Origin of the sequence: Devosia sp., assembly GCF_017307495.1 — a bacterium.
Classification (GTDB): Bacteria; Pseudomonadota; Alphaproteobacteria; order Rhizobiales; family Devosiaceae; genus Devosia_A.
Genome location: NZ_JAFKHE010000012.1, coordinates 389813 through 409292 on the forward strand (window position 1 = coordinate 389813; position 19480 = coordinate 409292).

General features: G+C 66.2%; 14 protein-coding genes and 1 tRNA gene. 7 read left to right on the plus strand and 8 right to left on the minus strand.

The genetic code is table 11. From position 1 onward, the window contains the following. Positions 1–229 precede the first annotated feature (229 nt). The 3 genes from J0I99_RS02525 to J0I99_RS02535 all read right to left on the minus strand — a co-directional run bounded on the left by J0I99_RS02525 (position 230) and on the right by J0I99_RS02535 (position 3661). Positions 230–1042, minus strand: a complete 813-nt coding sequence (locus J0I99_RS02525; protein ID WP_291393142.1) for an ATP-binding cassette domain-containing protein — start codon at positions 1040–1042, stop codon at positions 230–232. Between the two features lie 10 nt (positions 1043–1052). After that, positions 1053–2453: a sugar ABC transporter permease gene (locus tag J0I99_RS02530; protein WP_291395582.1), complete on the minus strand. Its 1401-nt coding sequence runs from the start codon at positions 2451–2453 to the stop codon at positions 1053–1055. 164 nt (positions 2454–2617) lie between these two features. Beyond that, on the minus strand, positions 2618–3661 hold the full coding sequence (locus J0I99_RS02535) for a substrate-binding domain-containing protein (RefSeq protein ID WP_291393138.1): 1044 nt from the start codon (positions 3659–3661) through the stop codon (positions 2618–2620). Between the two features lie 301 nt (positions 3662–3962). Between J0I99_RS02535 and J0I99_RS02540 the strand changes: the two genes are divergently transcribed. From J0I99_RS02540 to J0I99_RS02550, 3 genes are read left to right on the plus strand one after another with little or no spacing between them, the layout of a single operon-like run. Next, positions 3963–5282, plus strand: a complete 1320-nt coding sequence (locus J0I99_RS02540; protein WP_291393136.1) for a vanadium-dependent haloperoxidase — start codon at positions 3963–3965, stop codon at positions 5280–5282. 3 nt (positions 5283–5285) lie between these two features. Then, positions 5286–6878, plus strand: a complete 1593-nt coding sequence (locus J0I99_RS02545; protein ID WP_291395584.1) for a CRTAC1 family protein — start codon at positions 5286–5288, stop codon at positions 6876–6878. A 34-nt stretch (positions 6879–6912) separates the two neighbouring features. After that, positions 6913–8091 (plus strand): SEL1-like repeat protein, encoded by a 1179-nt coding sequence (locus tag J0I99_RS02550; RefSeq protein ID WP_291395586.1) that lies wholly within the window; start codon positions 6913–6915, stop codon positions 8089–8091. A gap of 151 nt (positions 8092–8242) precedes the next feature. Here the strand turns inward: J0I99_RS02550 and J0I99_RS02555 are convergent. The 4 genes from J0I99_RS02555 to J0I99_RS02570 form a co-directional block, all read right to left on the minus strand. Then, a tRNA-Thr gene (locus tag J0I99_RS02555) sits at positions 8243–8318 on the minus strand. Positions 8319–8387: 69 nt separating this feature from the next. Further along, entirely contained in the window at positions 8388–8882 is a 495-nt protein-coding gene (locus J0I99_RS02560) for a peptide deformylase (RefSeq protein WP_291395589.1), read from the minus strand. Next, complete coding sequence (locus tag J0I99_RS02565) at positions 8883–11309, minus strand: penicillin-binding protein 1A (RefSeq protein WP_291395590.1); 2427 nt, start codon at positions 11307–11309, stop codon at positions 8883–8885. A 137-nt stretch (positions 11310–11446) separates the two neighbouring features. Next, the gene (locus J0I99_RS02570) at positions 11447–12682 is read right to left on the minus strand and encodes an N-acetylmuramoyl-L-alanine amidase (RefSeq protein ID WP_291395591.1); all 1236 of its coding nucleotides are present in this window, start codon (positions 12680–12682) and stop codon (positions 11447–11449) included. Between the two features lie 641 nt (positions 12683–13323). Between J0I99_RS02570 and J0I99_RS02575 the strand changes: the two genes are divergently transcribed. Continuing rightward, on the plus strand, positions 13324–15990 hold the full coding sequence (locus J0I99_RS02575; protein ID WP_291395593.1) for a ribonuclease E/G: 2667 nt from the start codon (positions 13324–13326) through the stop codon (positions 15988–15990). A 94-nt stretch (positions 15991–16084) separates the two neighbouring features. Here the strand turns inward: J0I99_RS02575 and J0I99_RS02580 are convergent, their stop codons facing one another. Then, positions 16085–17239 carry an aminotransferase class I/II-fold pyridoxal phosphate-dependent enzyme gene (locus J0I99_RS02580; protein WP_291395594.1) on the minus strand — a complete coding sequence of 385 codons (1155 nt, stop codon included), beginning with the start codon at positions 17237–17239 and terminating at the stop codon, positions 16085–16087. 115 nt (positions 17240–17354) lie between these two features. On the opposite strand from J0I99_RS02580, the gene J0I99_RS02585 reads away from it, so the two are divergent. The 3 genes from J0I99_RS02585 to accB all read left to right on the plus strand — a co-directional run bounded on the left by J0I99_RS02585 (position 17355) and on the right by accB (position 19473). Beyond that, positions 17355–18293, plus strand: coding sequence for a DsbA family protein (locus tag J0I99_RS02585; protein WP_291390405.1), 939 nt, complete (start codon positions 17355–17357; stop codon positions 18291–18293). A 237-nt stretch (positions 18294–18530) separates the two neighbouring features. Beyond that, positions 18531–18965 (plus strand): type II 3-dehydroquinate dehydratase, encoded by a 435-nt coding sequence (gene aroQ, locus J0I99_RS02590; protein WP_291390406.1) that lies wholly within the window; start codon positions 18531–18533, stop codon positions 18963–18965. Positions 18966–18975: 10 nt separating this feature from the next. Continuing rightward, positions 18976–19473 (plus strand): acetyl-CoA carboxylase biotin carboxyl carrier protein, encoded by a 498-nt coding sequence (gene accB, locus J0I99_RS02595; RefSeq protein WP_291395595.1) that lies wholly within the window; start codon positions 18976–18978, stop codon positions 19471–19473. The last annotated feature ends 7 nt before the right edge of the window (positions 19474–19480 follow it).

Below are 19480 nucleotides of genomic sequence, written 5' to 3' on the forward strand. Positions count from 1 at the left end.
AATCGCTCCCGCGGGAGCAATGGCGAACACGATGCCACAACCGTCGGACGGAATGCAGCCCAACGCAAGCCACGCGGGCGACATGAAGATCTGGAGGAACGCGCCAATCGGGCGGCGCTTTGCACTGCCAGATATCGAGAGATCAGCCCGTGCTGCAGTGGCTCAAGGCGATGACCTCGAGGCACCTGAAGCACCACCAGTCGCGGACCGGGTCGTCGGGGCGCTGCATCTACGCGCTCTTGATCGCGCCCGGCCCGGGAATGGCGGCAGGCGGGCACTTGCCGAGGATGATCATGCCCAGCACCTCGTCCTTGGTCACGTCCTTTACGCGGGCCGTGCCGACGACTCGGCCATTCTTCATCACCGCAACGCGATCGGCGAGGTCGAACACGTCGTGGATGTCGTGGCTGATGAGGAATATCCCGATCCCCTGCGCCTTGAGCTGCAGGATCAATTCGCCGACCTGCGCAGTCTCCTGGGGCCCGAGCGCTGCTGTCGGCTCATCCATGATGAGAATGCGGGCATTGAAGTGGATGGCGCGGGCGATGGCGACCGACTGGCGCTGGCCACCGGACAGCGACTTCACCGGCTCCTTGAAACGACGGAAATTGGGGTTGAGCCGGCCCATCACCTTGCGGCACTCCGCCTCCATGGCGATGTCGTCCAGGGTCCCCCATCGGGTGCGCAGTTCGCGCCCCAGGTAGAGATTGGCGGCAGCATCGACATTGTCGGCGAGTGCCAAGGTCTGGTAGATCGTCTCGATACCATAGGCCTTGGCGTCGCGCGGATTCGAGATCTCGGCGTCCTTGCCGTCGATGCGGATGGAGCCCGAGTCGCGCTGGTAGGCGCCCGAGAGCACCTTGATCAGCGTCGACTTGCCGGCTCCATTGTGGCCGAGCAGCCCCACCACTTCGCCCGGATAGAGGTCGACCGTCGCATGGTCGACGGCCTTGATGCCGCCGAAGGCAATCGAGATGTCGTTCATCTCGACCAGCGGCGCGCCCCGCGATGCGGCATCGGCAGAAATGGTTTCGGCGGTCATTGTTGCCTCCTCACTTCACGCGCCGGCGATAGACCTGGTCGACAAACACAGCGAGCACCAGGACAAGGCCGGTCACCACATCGGTGTATGCGGAATCCGCATTTAGCAGGCCCATGCCCGATTGCAGTGATTGCATCAGCAGGGCGCCGAGTATTGCACCATAGATGGTACCGATACCGCCGGCGAGCGAGGTGCCGCCGATCACCGCCGCGGCGATGACGTAGAGCTCGTTCAGCGTGCCGAGCGCGGTAGTCGCCGCATCGAGGCGGGCCGAGGCGATGATGGCGGACACGCCGACCAACCCACCCATCAGAGTGAACACCATCACCGTCAGGCGCTTGGTGTTGATACCCGCGAGCTCGGCCGCTTCCGGGTTGCCGCCGGTCGCAAAGACGTAGCGACCGAAACGGGTGCGCTTGGCGACGAAGGTCATGATCAGCCCCACGGCGATCATGATCAGCACCGGGATCGGGTAGCCCGTCTGGAAGCTCAGGCCATCAAGGCATGTCACCACCTTGTCGCCGGCCTTGCAGATGGCGAGCCCGGCCTTGGCCTCGACGCCCGTCGGAATGGGGATGTTGTTGTCGAGCGCAAAACGCTCGGCAACCTTGGGCGGGTAGAGATAGGAGTTGACCACCGCCGTGGTGCCCAGCACCGCCGCGCAACCGACCACCACGCTGAGGATTTCGGCCCAGACCGGCTTGGGCTTGAAGCCGAACTGCACCCGGCGGCGCCGCCCGCCGACCACGGCGATGCCGATGGCGACACAGGCGACCGCCGCCAGCACCCAGCTCCACACCGGCCCGATCGAGGCGGCCGGCCCGTTGCCGCCGATCAGCTTGAAGGTCTTGTCCATCGGCGCAACGGTCACGCCGCTGGCGATGAGGAAGGCGATGCCGCGGTATGCGATAAGGCCGCCCAGCGTGACGATGAAGCTTGGGATCTGGCCATAGGCGATCAGCACGCCGTTGAAGGCGCCGATGGCGGCGCCGAGCAGCAGCGCGACCAGGACCGCAATGATCCAGATGATGGGGTGCCCGACGCCGAGCCAAGGGCCGAGCTGGAATACCTGCAGCACACCCGCCGTGATTGCCACCACGTTGAGCATCGAGCCGACCGACAGGTCGATCTGGCGCAGCACGATAATCAGCACCATGCCGGTGGTCATCACTGCGATGACCGACGTTTGTACCAGGAGAATCCAGAGGTTGCGCGACGTTAGGAACGTGCCGCCGAGCAGCCCGCCGCCACCCGGGCGGAGAATGCCGCTCAGCACGTCGAAGCCGACCCAGATCAGGAACATCGCCGCGATCATGCCGAGCATGCGCGTATCGATCTCGGCCGCGCGAACCAGTCGCGTGAACAGGCCCTCGTTGCTGGTCGCCGGACCGGAACCGGATTGTTCTGCCATTCCCCACCCCCGGGGCCTGTCGTTGCCCCCCGGAATGACGGTCTCCCATCACCCGGACGATTTCAACTCCCGGCGCGTTGGCCGAGCACGGTACCGATATCAAGAAAAGGCCGCGCCACCCCAAAGGCGACGCGGCCGGAACGTCTCGGGTCAGGCTCGACCGATCAGTTGCAGGCCGGGACCGAACCGGCGGTCACGCCGGCGCAGGCCTGTTCCTTGGTGATGTGGCCGGCGTCGATCGCCACCTGGATGTTGTCCTTGGTGATCGGGGTCGGGGCAAGCAGGATGGCATTCATCTCGACGCCCTTCTTGCCGCCATTGAACTTGGTGACACCCGCGATGGAGGCGGGATCGGCGCCGTCGGCGAGCGCGAGCGCTGCCTTGGCCGCGACCGTTCCGAGGTCGACCGAGTTCTTCCACACGGAAACCAGCTGGGTGCCGAGCGCGACGCGGTTGATGGCGGCGAGGTCGCCGTCCTGGCCGGTGACCGGAACCGTGCCGGCAAGACCCTGGGCATCAAGAGCCGCCACCACGCCCGAGGCCATGCCGTCGTTCTCGGACAGCACGGCATCTACGCCGTTATTGGTCGAGGTCAGACATTGCTCCATGTTCTTCTGGGCGTTGTCCGGCTTCCAGCCGTCGGTGAAGGTCTCGCACACATTGGTGATCTTGCCCGCGTCCATGGCCGGCTTGAGAACTTCCATCTGGCCCTGGAACAGGAAGGTCGCGTTCGGATCGCCCTTGTCGCCCTTGATGAAGGCGTAGCGGCCCTCCGGCTTAACCTTGAGCATTTCCTGGGCCATGATGCGACCCACGCCGACATTGTCGAACGTGATGTAGAGCGCGCTCGGATCCTCGAACTGCACGTCGTAGGCGATCGACTTGATGCCAGCGTCGTTGATCTTCTGGATCGAGGGCAGAATGGCGTCGGAGTCGAAGGCGACCACGAGGATGACGTCCGGCTTCTGCGAGATCAGGCTCTCGATGTCGGCGGCCTGCTTCTGCGCCGAGCCCTGCGCGTCGGTCGACAGATAGGTGTCGCCAGCCGCTTCGACGACCTTCTTGATCGCCGCCTCGTCGGTCTTCCAGCGCTCTTCCTGGAACGTCTTCCAGGACACGGCGATGGTCTTGCCCGCGGCCATGACCGCGGTCGAACTGGCGGTGATCAGCACCGCGCCAGCCAGCAGAGTGAGAATCTTGAACTTCATGTGCAGAGCCCTCCCAGACCCCCTGCGGAACCTCCGGCGCACCATGAATCCCTGTGAGCAAACCGCACCGTCGTTCCGCAGCTTGTTTGTCGATTTGCCCGTGAGGTACGCACCCGGAACGCTGCATCAACTGCGTCCGCAAGTCAATCAAGACACCATCACACCAAGATATTCAATGCATTTCTCGTCAAGTCCGACTTTTGGTGGGGGCATTGACCGCCTGCCCGCCAATAGTTGAAATGGAAGGGATCGGTGGTCGGCGGGGTGAACAAACATGCTGGCCGCGATCAGGGGGAGAAACATGGGTGCTCGTCGTCTTGTGGCCACGCTGGGCGCGGCCGTCGCACTGTGGTGCATGGCCAGCCTCGCGGTCGTGGCCGGCCCGCGGCCCGAGCCGGCCGTGATGCTGCGCGACTGGTACTACCTCATGAACGAACTGGTGCGTCACACGGCGACGTATTCGCCGCCGGTGGCCAGCCGCTCTTTCGCCTACCTGGGCATCACCGTGTTCGAGGCTGCGGTAGGCGGCTCCGACAAGCTCGTCTCGCTTGCCGGCCAGCTCCCCGGTCTGGATGTGGTTCCGCAGCGCGAACCCGGGGCCGCCTACGACGAGACGGTAATCACCAGCGCCGCACTCTCGGATGCCATCGTCCACTATTTTGGCAACACGGGTCCCACCGGACAGCGTTCGATCCGGAATGCGCAGGCCAAGTGGCGCGCCCTCGCGATCGACGGCGTTCCCGCCGACGTCGTGGAGCGCAGCGAAGCCTTCGGCAGGGCCGTTGCCGATGCCATCTACGACTGGTCCCTGAATGATGGCGGCGCCACCATCAGCAACATGGGTTTCCCGTACGAACTCGACCTGCCAAAGGGCGAGGACAAGTGGGTGCCGACCAGCCTCGTGCAACAGCAGCAACTGCCGCTCCTGCCCGACTGGGGCAACAATCGCACGTTCGCCACCCCGACCGGCGCTGCCTGTGCCACGCCGGGCAACCCCGCCTACAGCACCGAGGTCGGGTCTCAGTTCTACAAGGAGGCCAACGAGGTCTACGAGGCCGTCAAGAATGCCACGCCCGAGCAGGTCGCCATGGCGCGCTTCTGGTCCGACGACCCGATGCTGTCGATGACCCCGCCCGGACACTGGGTGTCAATCGCCTTGCAGGTGGCGGAACGCGCCAACCTGCCGCTCGAGGACAGCGTGGACCTGCTGGCGCGCATGGGGATGGCCATGTCCGACGCCTTCGTCGGCTGCTGGCACGAGAAGTATGTCTACAACCTCTTGCGCCCGGTCACCTACATCAAGCGCCTCATCGACCCCAAGTGGGAGCCGATCCTGAACACGCCGCCCTTCCCGGAATATCCGAGCGGCCACAGCGTCGTTTCGGGCGCCATGGACACGGTGCTGACGGCGTTCTTCGGCGACCACTATGCCTTCGAGGACAAGACCGGCTCTCCGGACGGACGCAATCCGCGCAAGTTCGGGAGCTTCCACGAGGCTGCCGAGGAGGCTGGCATCTCGCGGCTCTATGGCGGCATCCACTTCCGCGCCGCCATCGAGGACGGCCTCGCGCAGGGACACTGCATTGCTGCCTACACCGTCGCCCTCAAGACCCGGAAATAGCCCATGCGCACGCTGCAATCTGTCACGATCGCCCTGACCCTGGCGCTTTCCGGTCCCTGCTTTCCCGCCATGGCGCAGGTCCCGGTGGTGCCCGCCTATGTCGACGAGACATCTGCGTCCGGCATCACCACCAGCTACGATGGCGACTGGTTGTTCATCGTCGGCGGCGGCGTCGCCGCGTTCGACTGCAACGACGACGGCTATCCCGATGTGGTCCTGCCGGGCGGGGAGTCGAAGGCCCAGCTCTATGTCAACACCAGCAAGAGGGGCGGCAGCCTGAGCTTCGAGCCACAACCGAGCGGGGTCGAGCTCGACAGCGTCAGCGGAGCCTACCCGGCCGATATCGACAGCGACGGTATCACCGATCTCGTCGTGCTCCGGGTCGGCGAGAATGTGGTGATGCGCGGACTCGGCGCCTGCCGGTTCGAGCGCGCCAACGAGGCGTGGGGCTTCGATGGCGGCGACGCCTGGAGCACATCGCTGGCGCTCACCTTCGAGAAGGGCGCCAGCTGGCCGACCGTTGCGATCGGCAACTATGTCGACCGGCACGAGGATCTGTCGCCGTGGGGCTCGTGCACCGACAACTGGCTGCACCGACCGGGCGATGCCGGCCGGTTCGCCGCCCCTCTGCCGCTCAAGCCGAGCTTCTGCGCGCTCTCCATGCTGTTCACCGACTGGGACAGGTCGGGGACACCCAGCCTGCGGGTTTCCAATGACCGGGAGTACTACGAGGGCGGCCAGGAGCAGATGTGGCGCGTCCTGCCGGGCCAGCCCCCTGCCCTGCTGACCCCGGCTGACGGCTGGAAGGCGTTGCGCATCTGGGGCATGGGCATTGCCAGCTACGACCTCGATGGCGACGGCTACCCCGAATACTTCCTCACCAGCATGGCGGACAACAAGCTGCAGACCCTGGCGGCCCCCGGTCCGAAGGCCGACTTCAAGGACGTCGCCTATGCCAGGGGCGTGACCGCCCACCGCCCCTATGTCGGCGACGACCTGCGTCCCAGCACTGCCTGGCATCCGGAATTCGAGGACGTGAATAACGACGGACTGGTCGACCTCTTCGTTACCAAGGGCAATGTGGACCAGATGCCGGACTTCGCCATGCGCGATCCGGACAACCTGCTGCTGCAGGGAGCGGACGGCAAGTTCGTCGAGACCGGCGATCAGGCCGGCATCGCCAACAACGGCAATTCCCGCGGCGCAGCGCTGGCCGATTTCAACATGGACGGGCTGCTCGACCTTATGGTGGTCAATCGCCGGTCTGGCGCCCAGGTGTGGCGCAACACCGCTGCGGGCGATGCCCACTGGATCTCGCTCGAGCTCAGGCAGCCCGCCCCCAACGAGGATGCCATTGGCGCCTGGGTCGAGGTCAGGCGCGGCGATGCAGTGATGCGGCGTGAACTGACAGTCGGCGGCGGCCATGCCGGCGGACAGCTGGGCTGGCTGCATTTCGGCCTCGGCGACCAGGCGAGCGCCAGCGTTGCGGTGATCTGGCCCGACGGGTCCCGCAGCGAGTGGACCGACCTGCCGGCCGACGGCTTCTATGTGCTGGAGCGCGACAGGCCTGCCGCTCCGTTCACCCCGCGCGGCTAGCATGCCCTCGCCGCGACAGACAGGAGGACGGCGCGTGCGTTTCCCCGGGATGGGCGGGTTGATCCTCGCCCTCATGATCGCCGGCCTGCCGGTCACTCCCGCGTCGGCCGGCGAGGCGGAGGGGGTAGTGGCCTACCAACTGGGCGACTTCGCGACCGCGATGCGCGAGCTGCGCCCGGCGGCCGCAGGCGGCAGCGTCAGGGCCCAGACCATTGTCGGCTACATGTTCGCCACCGGACAGGGCGTGCCGCAGGACGCGGCGGAGGGTCTGAAATGGCTGGGCGCCGCGGCAGCCAGGGGGGATGCCGAGGCGCAGTACGACTTGGGCTACCTGCACGATGCCGGCATGGGCGTGCCCAGGAATCCGGCCGAGGCGGTCAAGTGGTATCGCCTCGCCGCCGAGCAGGGCCGGGCCGACGCCCAGTACAATCTCGGCGCCATTCTCGAGGAGGGTGGCGACGGCGTGCCGCAGGACTATGCCGAGGCGGCGGGCTGGTTCCGGCGGTCCGCCGAGCAGGGCGATGCCTTCGCCCAGGCCGACCTGGGCCTGCTCTATATTCGTGGCCGCGGCGTGCCGCAGGATCTCGCCCAGGCGCGGGAGTGGCTCCAGCGCTCGGCGGCCCAGGGCTACGCGCCTGCCCAGTTCAACCTGGGCTACATGTACTTCGAGGGCCATGGCGTGGACCGCGACGAGGCCGAAGCCGTCCGCTGGTTCAGGCTGGCGGCCGATCAGGGCCACGCTCCCGCCCAGTTCAACATCGGCATCGCCCTCCACCTGGGCAGGGGCGCCGCCCCGGACGACGTCGAGGCCGCCAGGTGGTTCAAGCTGGCCGCCGACCAGGGCTACGCCCCGGCGCAGGCCAACCTCGCGATGCTCTACGATCACGGCCAGGGCGTACCGCAGGACGATCGCCAGGCCATCATCTGGTATTCGCTCGCCGCCAACCAGGGCGATGTCTACGGGCAGTATGGCCTGGGCGCCATGTACCGGAACGGCTATGGCGTGAGTCCGGACAATGTCATGGCCTACATGTGGACCCACCTTGCCGCCCAGCAGGGGCTGGCAGTGGCGATGAAGGATCTCGACACGCTTGACCGCCAGGATGTCCCGGGCCGAGATCGAACGTGCCCGGGCCCTTGCCACCGCCTGGGTCCAGCGCTCCCGCGCCGCCCCCCAGCAATAGCCCTTGGTCCGCGTTTACTGGACGCTTGAAAACGCTGGGCGGCGACTGGGGTATGCGCTGTGCTCTGGGTAGCCGGAGGCGATGCCTGTGCGAACGGGCTACGGCGGTTACCCTCAGTTGCCCGGATCGCGATCTATCAGATCTGGTGGTGGCTGAAGGCGCGCAAGGCCGTGAAGATCATGGTGCCGGCAGCAGGATTTGAACCCGCGACCCACTGATTACAAATCAGTTGCTCTACCAACTGAGCTATACCGGCCCGGCGGGGTCGATAGCACCCGATCACCCGGGGTGCAAGCGTTGCGGCCGGCCCATCGGGGCGTGCAGATCAGGGCCCTGCCCCGCGCTTCTTCCAGCGCTTGAGGACCATGTCGCGTTTCAGCCGCGACAGCTTGTCGAGAAAGAAGACGCCATTCATCTGGTCGATCTCGTGCTGCACGACGCGTGCCGGCAACCCCTCGAACCGCGCCCGCTGACGCACACCGTCCGCATCGTCCCATGCCACCTCGGCCCAGGCCGGTCGAACGATCTCGACCTCGACGCCCGGCATCGCTACCGATCCCTCGGGGCCGGGCACGCTCGCTTCGGCCAGCGCGACGATCTCGGGATTGTACAGCACGGCATAGTTGCGCCCGGCCGGATCCGGGTCCGTGCTGATCACGACCACGGGCGCGACGGCCCCGATGTGAACCGCAGCGAGCCCATAGGCATTTGCCGCCTCCGCGGCCTCCAGCAGCCGCCGGCCGATAGCCCTGAGGCCCTCGTCGACGGCGCGCGGCTCGGCCCGGCGCTCGAGCCGGGCATCGGGATAGCCGACGAGCACCTAGAACAGGCCGCCGCGACCGAGGTTCATATCGGTCGCCGCCGGGTCCTGGCCGGACTGGATTGCCTGGAAGGCATTGGAATCGACGCCGATCACCGAGGTCACGAGGTTGGGGCCAGTGCCGGGCTTAAACGCCTCGTAGATGGCCTGGTCGCCGCCATTGGCCTTCACGCCGGTGCCGGGATCGATCCAGACCTGGGTCATCCCCCCCGGCATGTTGAATGGGGTCGGCGGTTCGCCCTTGAGCGCATCGGCCATGAACTCGGTGAAGATCGGCACCGCCATCTCGCCGCCCGTCGCCTGCTTGCCCATGTTCCGCGGCGTGTCGAAGCCGACATAGACGCCCACCGCCAATTCAGGTGTGAAGCCGATGAACCAGGCATCCTTGTAGTCGTTCGAAGTGCCGGTCTTGCCCGCCACCGGTCGGCCCAGCACCTTGGCGCCGGTACCCGTGCCGCGCTGCACCACGCCTTCCATCATCGAGGTGATCTGGTAGGCCGTCATCGGGTCGAGCACCTGCTCGCGATTGTCGATGATCAGCGGCTCGCCCTGGCTGTGCCAGCCATCGGCCACGCAGCCGTCGCAGATGCGTTCGTCGTGCCGGTAGATGGTCTTGCCGTAGCGGTCCTGGATGCGGTCGATCAGCGTCGGCACGATCTTGCGGCCGCCATTGGCGATGGTCGCATAGGCCGAGGTCATGCGCATGTCGGTCGTCTCGCCGGCGCCGAGCGCCATGGCCAGCACGGGGTTCAGGTCGTCGTAGATGCCGAACATCTTGGCGTAGTCGGAGATCAGCGGCATACCCAGGTCCTGCGCCAGCCGGACGGTCATCACGTTGCGGCTGCGCTCGATGCCGCGCCGCAGCGTCTGCGGGCCGTAGAACTCCTGGGCGTAGTTCTCCGGCCGCCAGATCGAGCCGTCGGCGTTCACCACTTCCACCGGCGCATCCAGCACCACCGAGGCCGGCGTGTAGCCGTTGTCGAGGGCTGCAGAATAGACGATCGGCTTGAACGACGAGCCCGGCTGACGCATGGCCTGCGTCGCGCGGTTGAACTCGGACTCGGCGTAGGAGAAGCCGCCTACCATGGCCAGCACGCGTCCGGTGCGCGGATCCATGGCGACGAGCGCACCCTCGAGTTCAGGGACCTGCTGCAGCGTATAGGCGCCATCCTTGTCCGCGACCTTCGAGACATAGATCACGTCGCCCGGCTTCAGGATCGTGCCGAGCTTCTTGCTCACCCACTTGACGTCGGGTCCGGACACCATGCCGGTCGTTCGGGCGGAGACGACCTTGCCCTCGACATCGGTCTCCGGCCGCAGCCCGATGCGCGCGTCGTTGGCGCCGACCTCGAGCACCACGGCGAGCTGCCACTCCGGCACGTCGCTGAGCGGCTTGACCGCATTCACGGCGACGCCCCAGTCACCCGAAATGTCGACCGTCGCCACGGGCCCGCGGAAGCCTTCGCCGTGATCGTACTTGATCAGCCCATCCATCAGTGCCTTGCGGGCATATTCCTGCAGGTGCGGATCGAGCGTGGTGCGCACGCTGAGGCCGCCGCCATAGAGCTCGGCCTCGCCGTAGAGCTTGCCGAGCTGGCGGCGCACTTCCTCGGTGAAGTACTCGGCCGAATAGAGCTGGCTGCCCGAGCTGCGCGGCTTGACGTTGAGCGGTTCGGCCTTGGCCTTTTCGGCATCCGCGGCGGTGACGTAGCCGTTCTCCACCATGCGGTCGATCACCCAGTTGCGCCGCTCGATCGCCTGCGTCGTGCGGCGGAACGGGTGGTAGTTGTTCGGCCCCTTGGGCAGCGCCGCCAGGTAGGCCGCCTCGCTGAGCGTCAGCTCGTAGAGGGCCTTGTCGAAATAGTTCAGCGCTGCCGCGGCGACGCCGTAGGAGTTGAGGCCGAGGAAGATCTCGTTGAGGTAGAGTTCGAGGATCTTGTTCTTGGAGAACGTCGACTCGATCCTGAGCGCAAGGATGGCTTCCTGGATCTTGCGGTCCCAGGTTTGCTCCGAGGTGAGCAGGAAGTTCTTGGCGACCTGCTGGGTGATGGTCGAGCCGCCGCCCTGGATGGAATCGTTCCCGTCGATGCGCGCCATGATGTTGTCGCGCAGGGCGCGGACCACCCCGTCCACGGCAATGCCCGAGTGCTTGTAGAAGTCCTTGTCCTCGGCCGAGATGAACGCGTCGATGAGCAGCGGCGGAATCGTCTCGATCGGCTGGAACAGCCGACGTTCCCTGGCATACTCGGCGAGCAGCGTACCGTCGGCGGCATGCACGCGCGTCGTCACCGGCGGCTGGTAGTCCTTGAGAACGGTGTAGTCCGGCAGGGTCGCGTTCAGCTGGTTGAGATAGACGGCCGCCACCGCGACTGCCCCCAGCGCACAAAAGACGCCGAAACCGAACAGCCAGCCTAGAAGTCTGAGCATTAGGACCTGAACCTTGGATCGAGCGCCTCCGGAGAGGCCGGATCAGGCGCGATAGACTGCGGAATCATACCAGACAAGGGCGGAAATGTGGACGGAGCCGGGTTTTCAATAACCTGCGAGCCAGCGTGGCCAACACGTCACTGCGTCGCCGCGAGTGTCTTCTGCGTCTGCTCGAAGTAGTCGGCGATGCCGCGCGCCAGCCCGTCCACCACCCGGTCGCGCCAGTCCGACTTCTGCAGGTTCGCGATGTCGGCCGCGTTGGACAGGAAGCCGAGTTCCACCAGGATCGAAGGCACGTCCGGCGCCTGCAGCACGAAGAAGTCCGCCTGCCGTACCGGGAAGCGCCGTAGCGTCACGCTCGGCTCGAGCTGGTGGATCAGGGCCTCGGCGGCGAGATAGCTCGACTTGCGCGTCTCGCGCCGCATCAGGTCGACCAGGATGTCCATGACAGCCGGTGTTGCCTGCGGCACCGCGAACCCCGCAACGATGTCGTAGCGGTTCTCACCGTCGGCCAGCACCTTGTCGAGCACGTCGGTGGCGTTCTCGTCGCGGGTGTAGACACTGGCTCCCCGGATATCGGCCTGCTGGAAGCTGTCGGCGTGCAATGAAATGAACAGGTCGGCCTTATTCTGGCGCGCCAGGTCGACGCGCTCGTTGAGGGTCAGGTAGGTGTCGTCCTCGCGAGTCAGCGCCACATCGAAGCGGCCGGAATCGATCAGTACCTTCTGCAACTGCAGCGCGAAGGCCAGCGTGATGTCCTTCTCGTGCACCCCGTTCGGGGCGGACGCGCCATTGTCGATGCCGCCGTGCCCGGGATCGATCACGACCAGCGGCCGCGTCGCCGCCGCAGGGGCGTGCGTGCCCGGATCGGTCGAGGGCGTCGCCGGCGCGCTGCCCTGGTTGGCGATCGAAGCGGCGAGGTCAGCCGCGACCTTTCTCGAGAACTCCTCCTCCGTCGCGGGAATGATGTCGACCACCAGGCGCGCCGGCTGGTCCGCCACCGCGTCGAGGATGTAGGCCTGCTGCACCTGCGCCGGCTTGTCGAGCGTCAAGGTCGTGCGAGCGCGGCCCTTCTCGGCCATTTCCACGGTGTAGCTCGAGACGATCCCCTTCCCGGCCACGTCGGCCGGCGCGAGGATCTTGAGGTCGAATGCCTTGACGTCGATGGCGATGCGATCGGGCTTGTCGAGCGTGGCGATGGCAAACTCGGTGGGCCCGCTCAAGTCAATGATCAGCCTCGCCCGTTCCGGGGTCGCCGAGACGCGGGCATCGATGACGTCGGGATAATCTTCGACCGATTCGAACTGCGCATGCGCCGGCACGGCCGTGAACAGGCTCGCGACGATGATCAGCAGGACCTTCGCAAATCTCATGAATCCGCCGGCATGACCGTCGGAGCCGGCAGAATCCAACAAGGCGAAAACGCTCCCCTGAACCAACTCGTTCGCACCAGATCAGTCTGGCGATTCTGCGGCGTTACGGCGCGGAAGTCGATATTGCAAGAATGTGATCGTCTCCGGACTCGTGCGTACGCAAGCGTTTGGAGTTTCCTGTTGCCAATTTGCGGCAACAACCCTAAAGCCATCTTGAGGCGGCCTGCTGTCCCCACCATATGCCGGAGCGGCGCAATCGACGCCCCTGGCCCCGGCGGGTGGTAGCGGCGGATCAGTGTTCGTGGTCCGAAGTGCGGCACATTTGGCGTCTCGCGATTGAATCTCGGTCCCTTGGGGGATCGAAGGACCGGCGGCAAGTCTGCTGGCCGGTTCTCAAGGAAGAGGTCTGATGGCGACCGGACAGGCAAAGAGTGACGCGATCCCGAACAGCGGTTGCGCTTTTGTCTTCGAAGTCCCGGCTGTCTTCGCTCTCCAGTCTCGCCGCGGCGCCAGCGCCGCAGCTATTGCCGGCGCTGATCGCGCCACTTTCCTAGAACCATTCGCCTCGCATGGCGCCACGCTAGGAGGACCGGCTCGCCGGTTCATCCGTGTCGGCGCGCGAAGGCGCGGAGACTTGGCCTATGGCTACAAAGCGCATGTTGGTGGATGCCATCCACCCGGAAGAAACACGGATCGTCGTCACTAGCGGGAATCGTCTCGAAGAGTTCGATTTCGAATCTGCCACCCGGCGCCAGCTGCGGGGCAACATCTACCTGGCCAAGGTGACGCGCGTTGAGCCGTCCCTGCAGGCGGCGTTCATCGAGTATGGCGGCAATCGCCATGGCTTCCTTGCCTTCTCGGAAATCCATCCGGACTACTACCAGATCCCGGTGGCCGATCGCGAAGCCCTGCTGCGCGAGGAGGAGGAGCACGACGACGACGACCACGATCACGCCCCTGCCCCGGCACCGGCGGAACAGGCGGCCGACGATGATCACGCCGATGAAGGCGACGAGGCCAGCCATATCGAGCAGGCGCCGACCAGCAACGAGCCGGTGGAAAGCGTCGGCGGCAGCGACGCCATGGACGACGTGCAGGAACGCCGCCGTCCTTCGCAGCGTCGGCACCAGTACAAGATCCAGGAAGTGATCAAGCGCCGGCAGGTGATGCTGGTGCAGGTCGTCAAGGAAGAGCGCGGCAACAAGGGCGCTGCCCTCACCACCTACCTGTCGCTCGCCGGCCGCTACTCGGTCCTGATGCCGAACACCGCACGTGGCGGCGGCATCTCGCGCAAGATCACCAATGCCGCCGACCGCAAGCGTCTCAAGGAGATCGTCGGCGATCTCGAGGTGCCGCAGGGCCAGGGCATCATCCTGCGCACCGCCGGTGCTTCGCGCACCAAGGCCGAGGTCAAGCGCGACTTCGAGTATCTGCAGCGCCTGTGGGAGAACGTCCGCACGCTGACGCTGAAGTCCCAGGCCCCCTGCCTCGTCTACGAGGAGGGTTCGCTGATCAAGCGCACCATCCGCGACCTCTACAACAAGGACATCGACGAGCTCTACGTGGCGGGCGACGACGCCTACCGCGAAGCCAAAGACTTCATGCGCATGATCATGCCGAGCCACGCCAAGAACGTGCAGCTATACAAGGAAGATGCGCCGATCTTCTCGAAGTTCAACGTCGAGGGCCAGCTCGACCAGATGTTCTCGCCGCAGGTCACCCTGCCGTCGGGCGGCTACCTGGTGATCAACCCGACCGAGGCGCTCGTCTCGATCGACGTGAACTCTGGCCGTGCCACCAAGGAGCACAATATCGAGGACACGGCGCTCCAGACGAACCTGGAAGCCGCTGAGGAAGTGGCGCGCCAGCTGCGACTGCGTGATCTCGCCGGCCTGATCGTCATCGACTTCATCGACATGGTCGAGAACCGCTCCAACCGGGCGGTCGAGCGCAAGCTCAAGGAAGCTCTCAAGAACGATCGCGCCCGCATCCAGGTCGGCCGCATCAGCCACTTCGGCCTGCTCGAGATGAGCCGCCAGCGCATCCGCTTCGGCGTCGTCGAAAGCTCGACGCACAAGTGCCCGACCTGCAACGGTACCGGTATCGTCCGCTCGGTCGAGAGCCTCGCGCTCATGGTCATGCGCAATGTCGAGGACCACGTCCTGCGCAAGCCCGGCCAGTCGATCAACGTGCGCGTCCCGACCGATGTCGCGCTCTACATTCTCAACACCAAGCGCGGCACGCTGAATACGCTCGAAGCCAAGTACGGCCTCTCGATCACCATCGTCGCCGACGACCATGTCGGCCCCTCGCACTTTGCCATCGAGCGCGGCGAAGCCCGCCAGCTCGAGCGCGGCGAGACCGCCGGCACGCATGTCCGCGTTGACACCGCGACCCTCATCGACGCGGAGGCGGAAGCCGCCGACGCCTTGATCGAGGACGAGGAAGAGGAAGAAGAAGAAGCGGCTGGCGGCGAGCGTCAGGCCCGTACCGACGAAGGCGGCGAGCGTGGTGGCCGTCGCCGCCGCCGCCGCCGCCGTGGTGGCGATCGCGGCGAGGAGCGTCCCCCGCAGCAGCAGCGCCAGCCGGCTGAAGCCGCCTCCGATGTAGAGGAAGGCGAAGAGGCGGAAGGCGAAGCCCCGGCCCAGGCCGCCGAGGGCGCGCTTCATGGCGAGGATGGCGAACCCCGTCGCCGCCGCCGTCGTGGCCGCCGTGGTGGCCGTCGCAACCGCCGCAATGAAGACGGGACCGAGGTGCGTGAGGGCGAGGCCGCCGAGGCCGGCGCTCCGGCAGCCGAGGACGTCCCCGAGGTCGCAGCGGTCGCTGTTCCGGTCGCTGAGGTCGCCGAGGCACTGGCTCCGGCAGTTGCCGAGGAAGCTCCCGCCGAAAAGCCCAAGCGCGGCCGTCGCAAGAAGGCCGAGCCCGTAGCCGAGGAAGCGGCGCCCGTTGCCGAGGTAACACCGACTGCCGAAGCCGCGCCGGTCGAGGCCGCTCCGGAGGCGGAAGCCCCGGCCGAGGAGGCGCCCAAGCCCAAGCGCACCCGAGCCCGCAAGCCCAAGGCAGCGGCCGAGGAAGCGGCGCCGGCACCGTCCGTCGAGGCACCGGTCGTGGAGGCGCCTGCCCCCGCGGTTGTCGAAGCCGCGCCTCAGGCGGAAGCCGAGCCCGCTCCGCGCCGTCGCGCGAAAAAGGAAATCCCTGACGGCGAGATCGTCGTCAGTTCCACGGCCGGGGCTGAAGAAGCACCCGCCGAGGAGGCCAAGCCCAAGAAGGCCGGATGGTGGCAGCGCCGCCTCGGCCTGGGCGGCTGATCCCACCAGCCCAATAACAGAGCGGCGGCCCATGTGGCCGCCGCTTTCGTCTCGTCGACGGGTTTCCTAGCTTCAGCGGCGAACCGCTCAATTGTCAGCGACGCTTGAGGAAGCTCTCGATCCGGTTCAGCCCCTCGTCGATCGTCGCCCGGGTGCCAGCATACGAGAACCGCACGAACCGGTTCCCGTTCAGCCGGTCGAAGTCGATGCCCGGCGTCGCCGCCACGCCGACCTCGTCCAGCATGTTGAGGCAGAACCCCAGCGAGTCGTTGGTGTAGCGGGAGAAGTCGACATAGGCATAGAACGCCCCGTCGCCCTCGCTGGCCGTCGCGAGGCCGAACTGCGCCAGCCCCTCCGCCAGCGCGTGCCGGTTCACCGCATACTGCGCCTTCTGCTCTTCCGAATAGTCGCGCTCGCCCAGCGCCACCCTGCCGGCGATCTGGCTCAGCGTCGGCGCCGCGATAAACAGGTTCTGCTGCAGCATGTAGGCGCGCTGGAAGATGTCTTCCGGCAGCACCATCCAGCCGATGCGCCAGCCGGTCATGCAGTAGTATTTCGAAAAGCTGTTGATCACGATCGCATCGCGCGTGAACTCGAGCGCCGACACCGACGGGCCGCGATAATCGAGTCCGTGGTAGATCTCATCGGAGATGAACCTGACTCCCAGCCGGGCACAGACCTCGACGATCTCCCTCAGCCCTTCGCGCGTCACCGCAGCGCCGGTGGGATTCGCCGGCGAGGCGAACAGCAGCCCGTCGAACTTCTCGCGGGCATAGGCGGCCTCGATGTCGGACGCCGTCAGCCGCCAGCCGGCTTCAGCCGTTACCGGAATCTCGACCGCCTCCATTCCGAGGCCGTCGAGCGTATTGAGATAGGCCGGATAGCCCGGTCGCGTCACCGCGATCTTCGCCCCCCGGCCGAACGCGGCGAGGAACGCGAGGATGAAGCCGGACGACGAGCCCATGGTCACCATGAGGCTGCCCGGATCCACGGCAACGCCGTGCTGTGCCTTGTAGTAGTCGACGAGCGCCCGCCTCAGCTCGATCTGCCCGGCCGAATGCGTGTATTTCTGCGGCTGGTCGAGGGCCGCCGCCACAGCCTCGCGCACCCGCGGCGCCGGTGGTGCACCGGGCTCGCCGGATTCCATGTGCATCACGGTGCGGCCGCTCGCCTCGATCTGGGCGGCGTGGCCGGTGATTTCCATGACGTAGAACGGCCTGAGGCCGGTGAGTTTCTGCTGGTTCGACATGGCGACTTGGCTAAGCCATGTGCCGCCGCGCCTCAACTAGAATTGCACAACCCGATCAATGCCAAATTCACCCGCGTCTGCTAGGAATTCGCCGCACGGTTGCCTCGGAGTCGCAATGTCTCGTCTAACGATCGCCCTCGTCCTGCTTGTCGGCGCCCTCGCCGGCGGCCTCGCCGTGTCCCTCGCCACGCGCACCGCCCTCGACGAGACGCAGGTCAGGACCATCGCCGAGGACGTGGTGGCGGCAGCTCCGAAGACCGCCGCGGGGCTCACACCATCCGCCGTGGAGTCGATCGTCACCGACCTCATCGCGCGCCAACCCAAGCAGAATACGCCGCAGTCCGATCAGGTGGCCAGCGTCGATGCCGCGACCATCAATCCGATGATCGAGGACTACCTGCTCAAGAACCCACGTATCCTGCAGAAGGTATCCGCCGCACTCGATGCCGAACTCACCGCCGAGCGCACGGCCCAGACCAAGGCCGCGATCGCCGAACTGCAGCCGGCCCTCTACTCCGCCCCCGGCCAGGTGGTCCTCGGCAACCCCGAGGGCGATGTCACGCTGGTCGAGATGTTCGACTACAATTGCGGCTACTGCCGGCAGTCGTTGCCCGACATCGCGGCGCTGCTCGACGAGGACAAGAACCTGAGGATCATCCTCAAGGAGTTCCCCATCCTCTCGCAGGCTTCAATCGAGGCAGCGCGTGTCGCCGTGCAGGTCGCCGAAGCCAATGTCGACTACTGGAGCTTCCACCAGGCCCTGTTCACCGGCCGCGGCCAGGTCGACAAGGCCGCCGCGCTCAAGGCCGCCGCGGACCTCGGGCTCAACCCCATCACGCTCGAAATGGGCATGAAGGCGCCCAAGGTCGAAGACGTGATCCAGCAGAGCTACCGGATCGCCGACCAGCTCAAGATCACCGGCACTCCGACCTTCATCATCGGCGAGGAAGTGATCCCCGGTGCCATCGGCCTCGATGGGCTCAAGCAGCGGATCGCCAACATGCGCGCCTGCGGCGCCACGGTGTGCCCGGCGCCGACGGCCCAGCCGGGCTAAAGACCCCTCATCCGGCGCTGCGCGCCACCTTCTCCCCGACGGGGAGAAGAATAGAGGGCCGACTGCTGCAGTCGGGTATTCCTCTCCCCGTCGGGGAGAGGGTGGACCGGCGTAGCCGGGACGGGTGAGGGGTGTGAGCCTCGCACCATCTCCTCCGCCCCAAAACCGCCCTTTTTCGTGCATTACTCCGCGCCGCGCTTGCGCCCGTTGGGGGGGCCGGTGCACAAGGCACGGACCATGGCTCACCGCGTACTCATCCTCAACGGCCCGAACCTCAACATGCTCGGCACCCGCGAGCCGCAGACCTACGGCACGCAGACGCTCGCCGACATCGAGGCGATGGCTGTCGCCGAGGGCAAGACGCTCGGCCTCGATGTCACTTGCAGGCAATCCAACATCGAGGGCGAGCTCGTCACCTGGATCCAGCAGGCGATGGGGCAGTTCGACGCCATCGTCATCAATCCCGGCGCCTATTCCCATACCTCGATCGCCATCCACGACGCCTTCCGTGCCGTCGGGTTGCCGGTGATCGAGGTCCACCTTTCAAACATCTATACCCGCGAGCCCTTCCGCCATCATTCCTACGTGTCGCCGGTGGCGACCGGGGTCATTTGCGGTCTGGGGGCAACCGGATATAGGCTGGCCCTCCACGCACTGGCCGAAAAACTATAAGAGGCAGAACATGACCAAGGCGTCCCCGAATGCCGACCAGGACCTGATCGAGGCCATCGCCAGGCTGCTCAACGAGCAGAACCTCGCCGAAATCGAGATCGAGCGCGAGGATGTGCGCGTCCGCGTCACCCGCAGCTACCCCTCGCAGGCCGTGCAGCAGGTCAGCGTCCCGGCCTATGCCCCGGCTGCTGTCGCTCCGGCTGCCCCGGCCTCGACCGTGCCGGCGGGTGCCGCCGCTGCCGCCGCCCCGGCGACCGACGACCTGTCGTCGAACCCCGGCACGCTCACCTCGCCCATGGTCGGCACGGCCTACCTCTCGCCCGAACCGGGCAAGCCGGCTTTCGTCAATGTCGGCGCCCGCGTGTCCGAGGGCCAGACGGTGCTGATCGTCGAGGCGATGAAGACGATGAACCAGATCCCGGCGCATCGCTCCGGCACCATCACCCGCATCCTCGTCGAGGATGGCACCCCGGTCGAGTACGGCCAGCCGCTCGTCGTCATCGAGTAACGCGGTC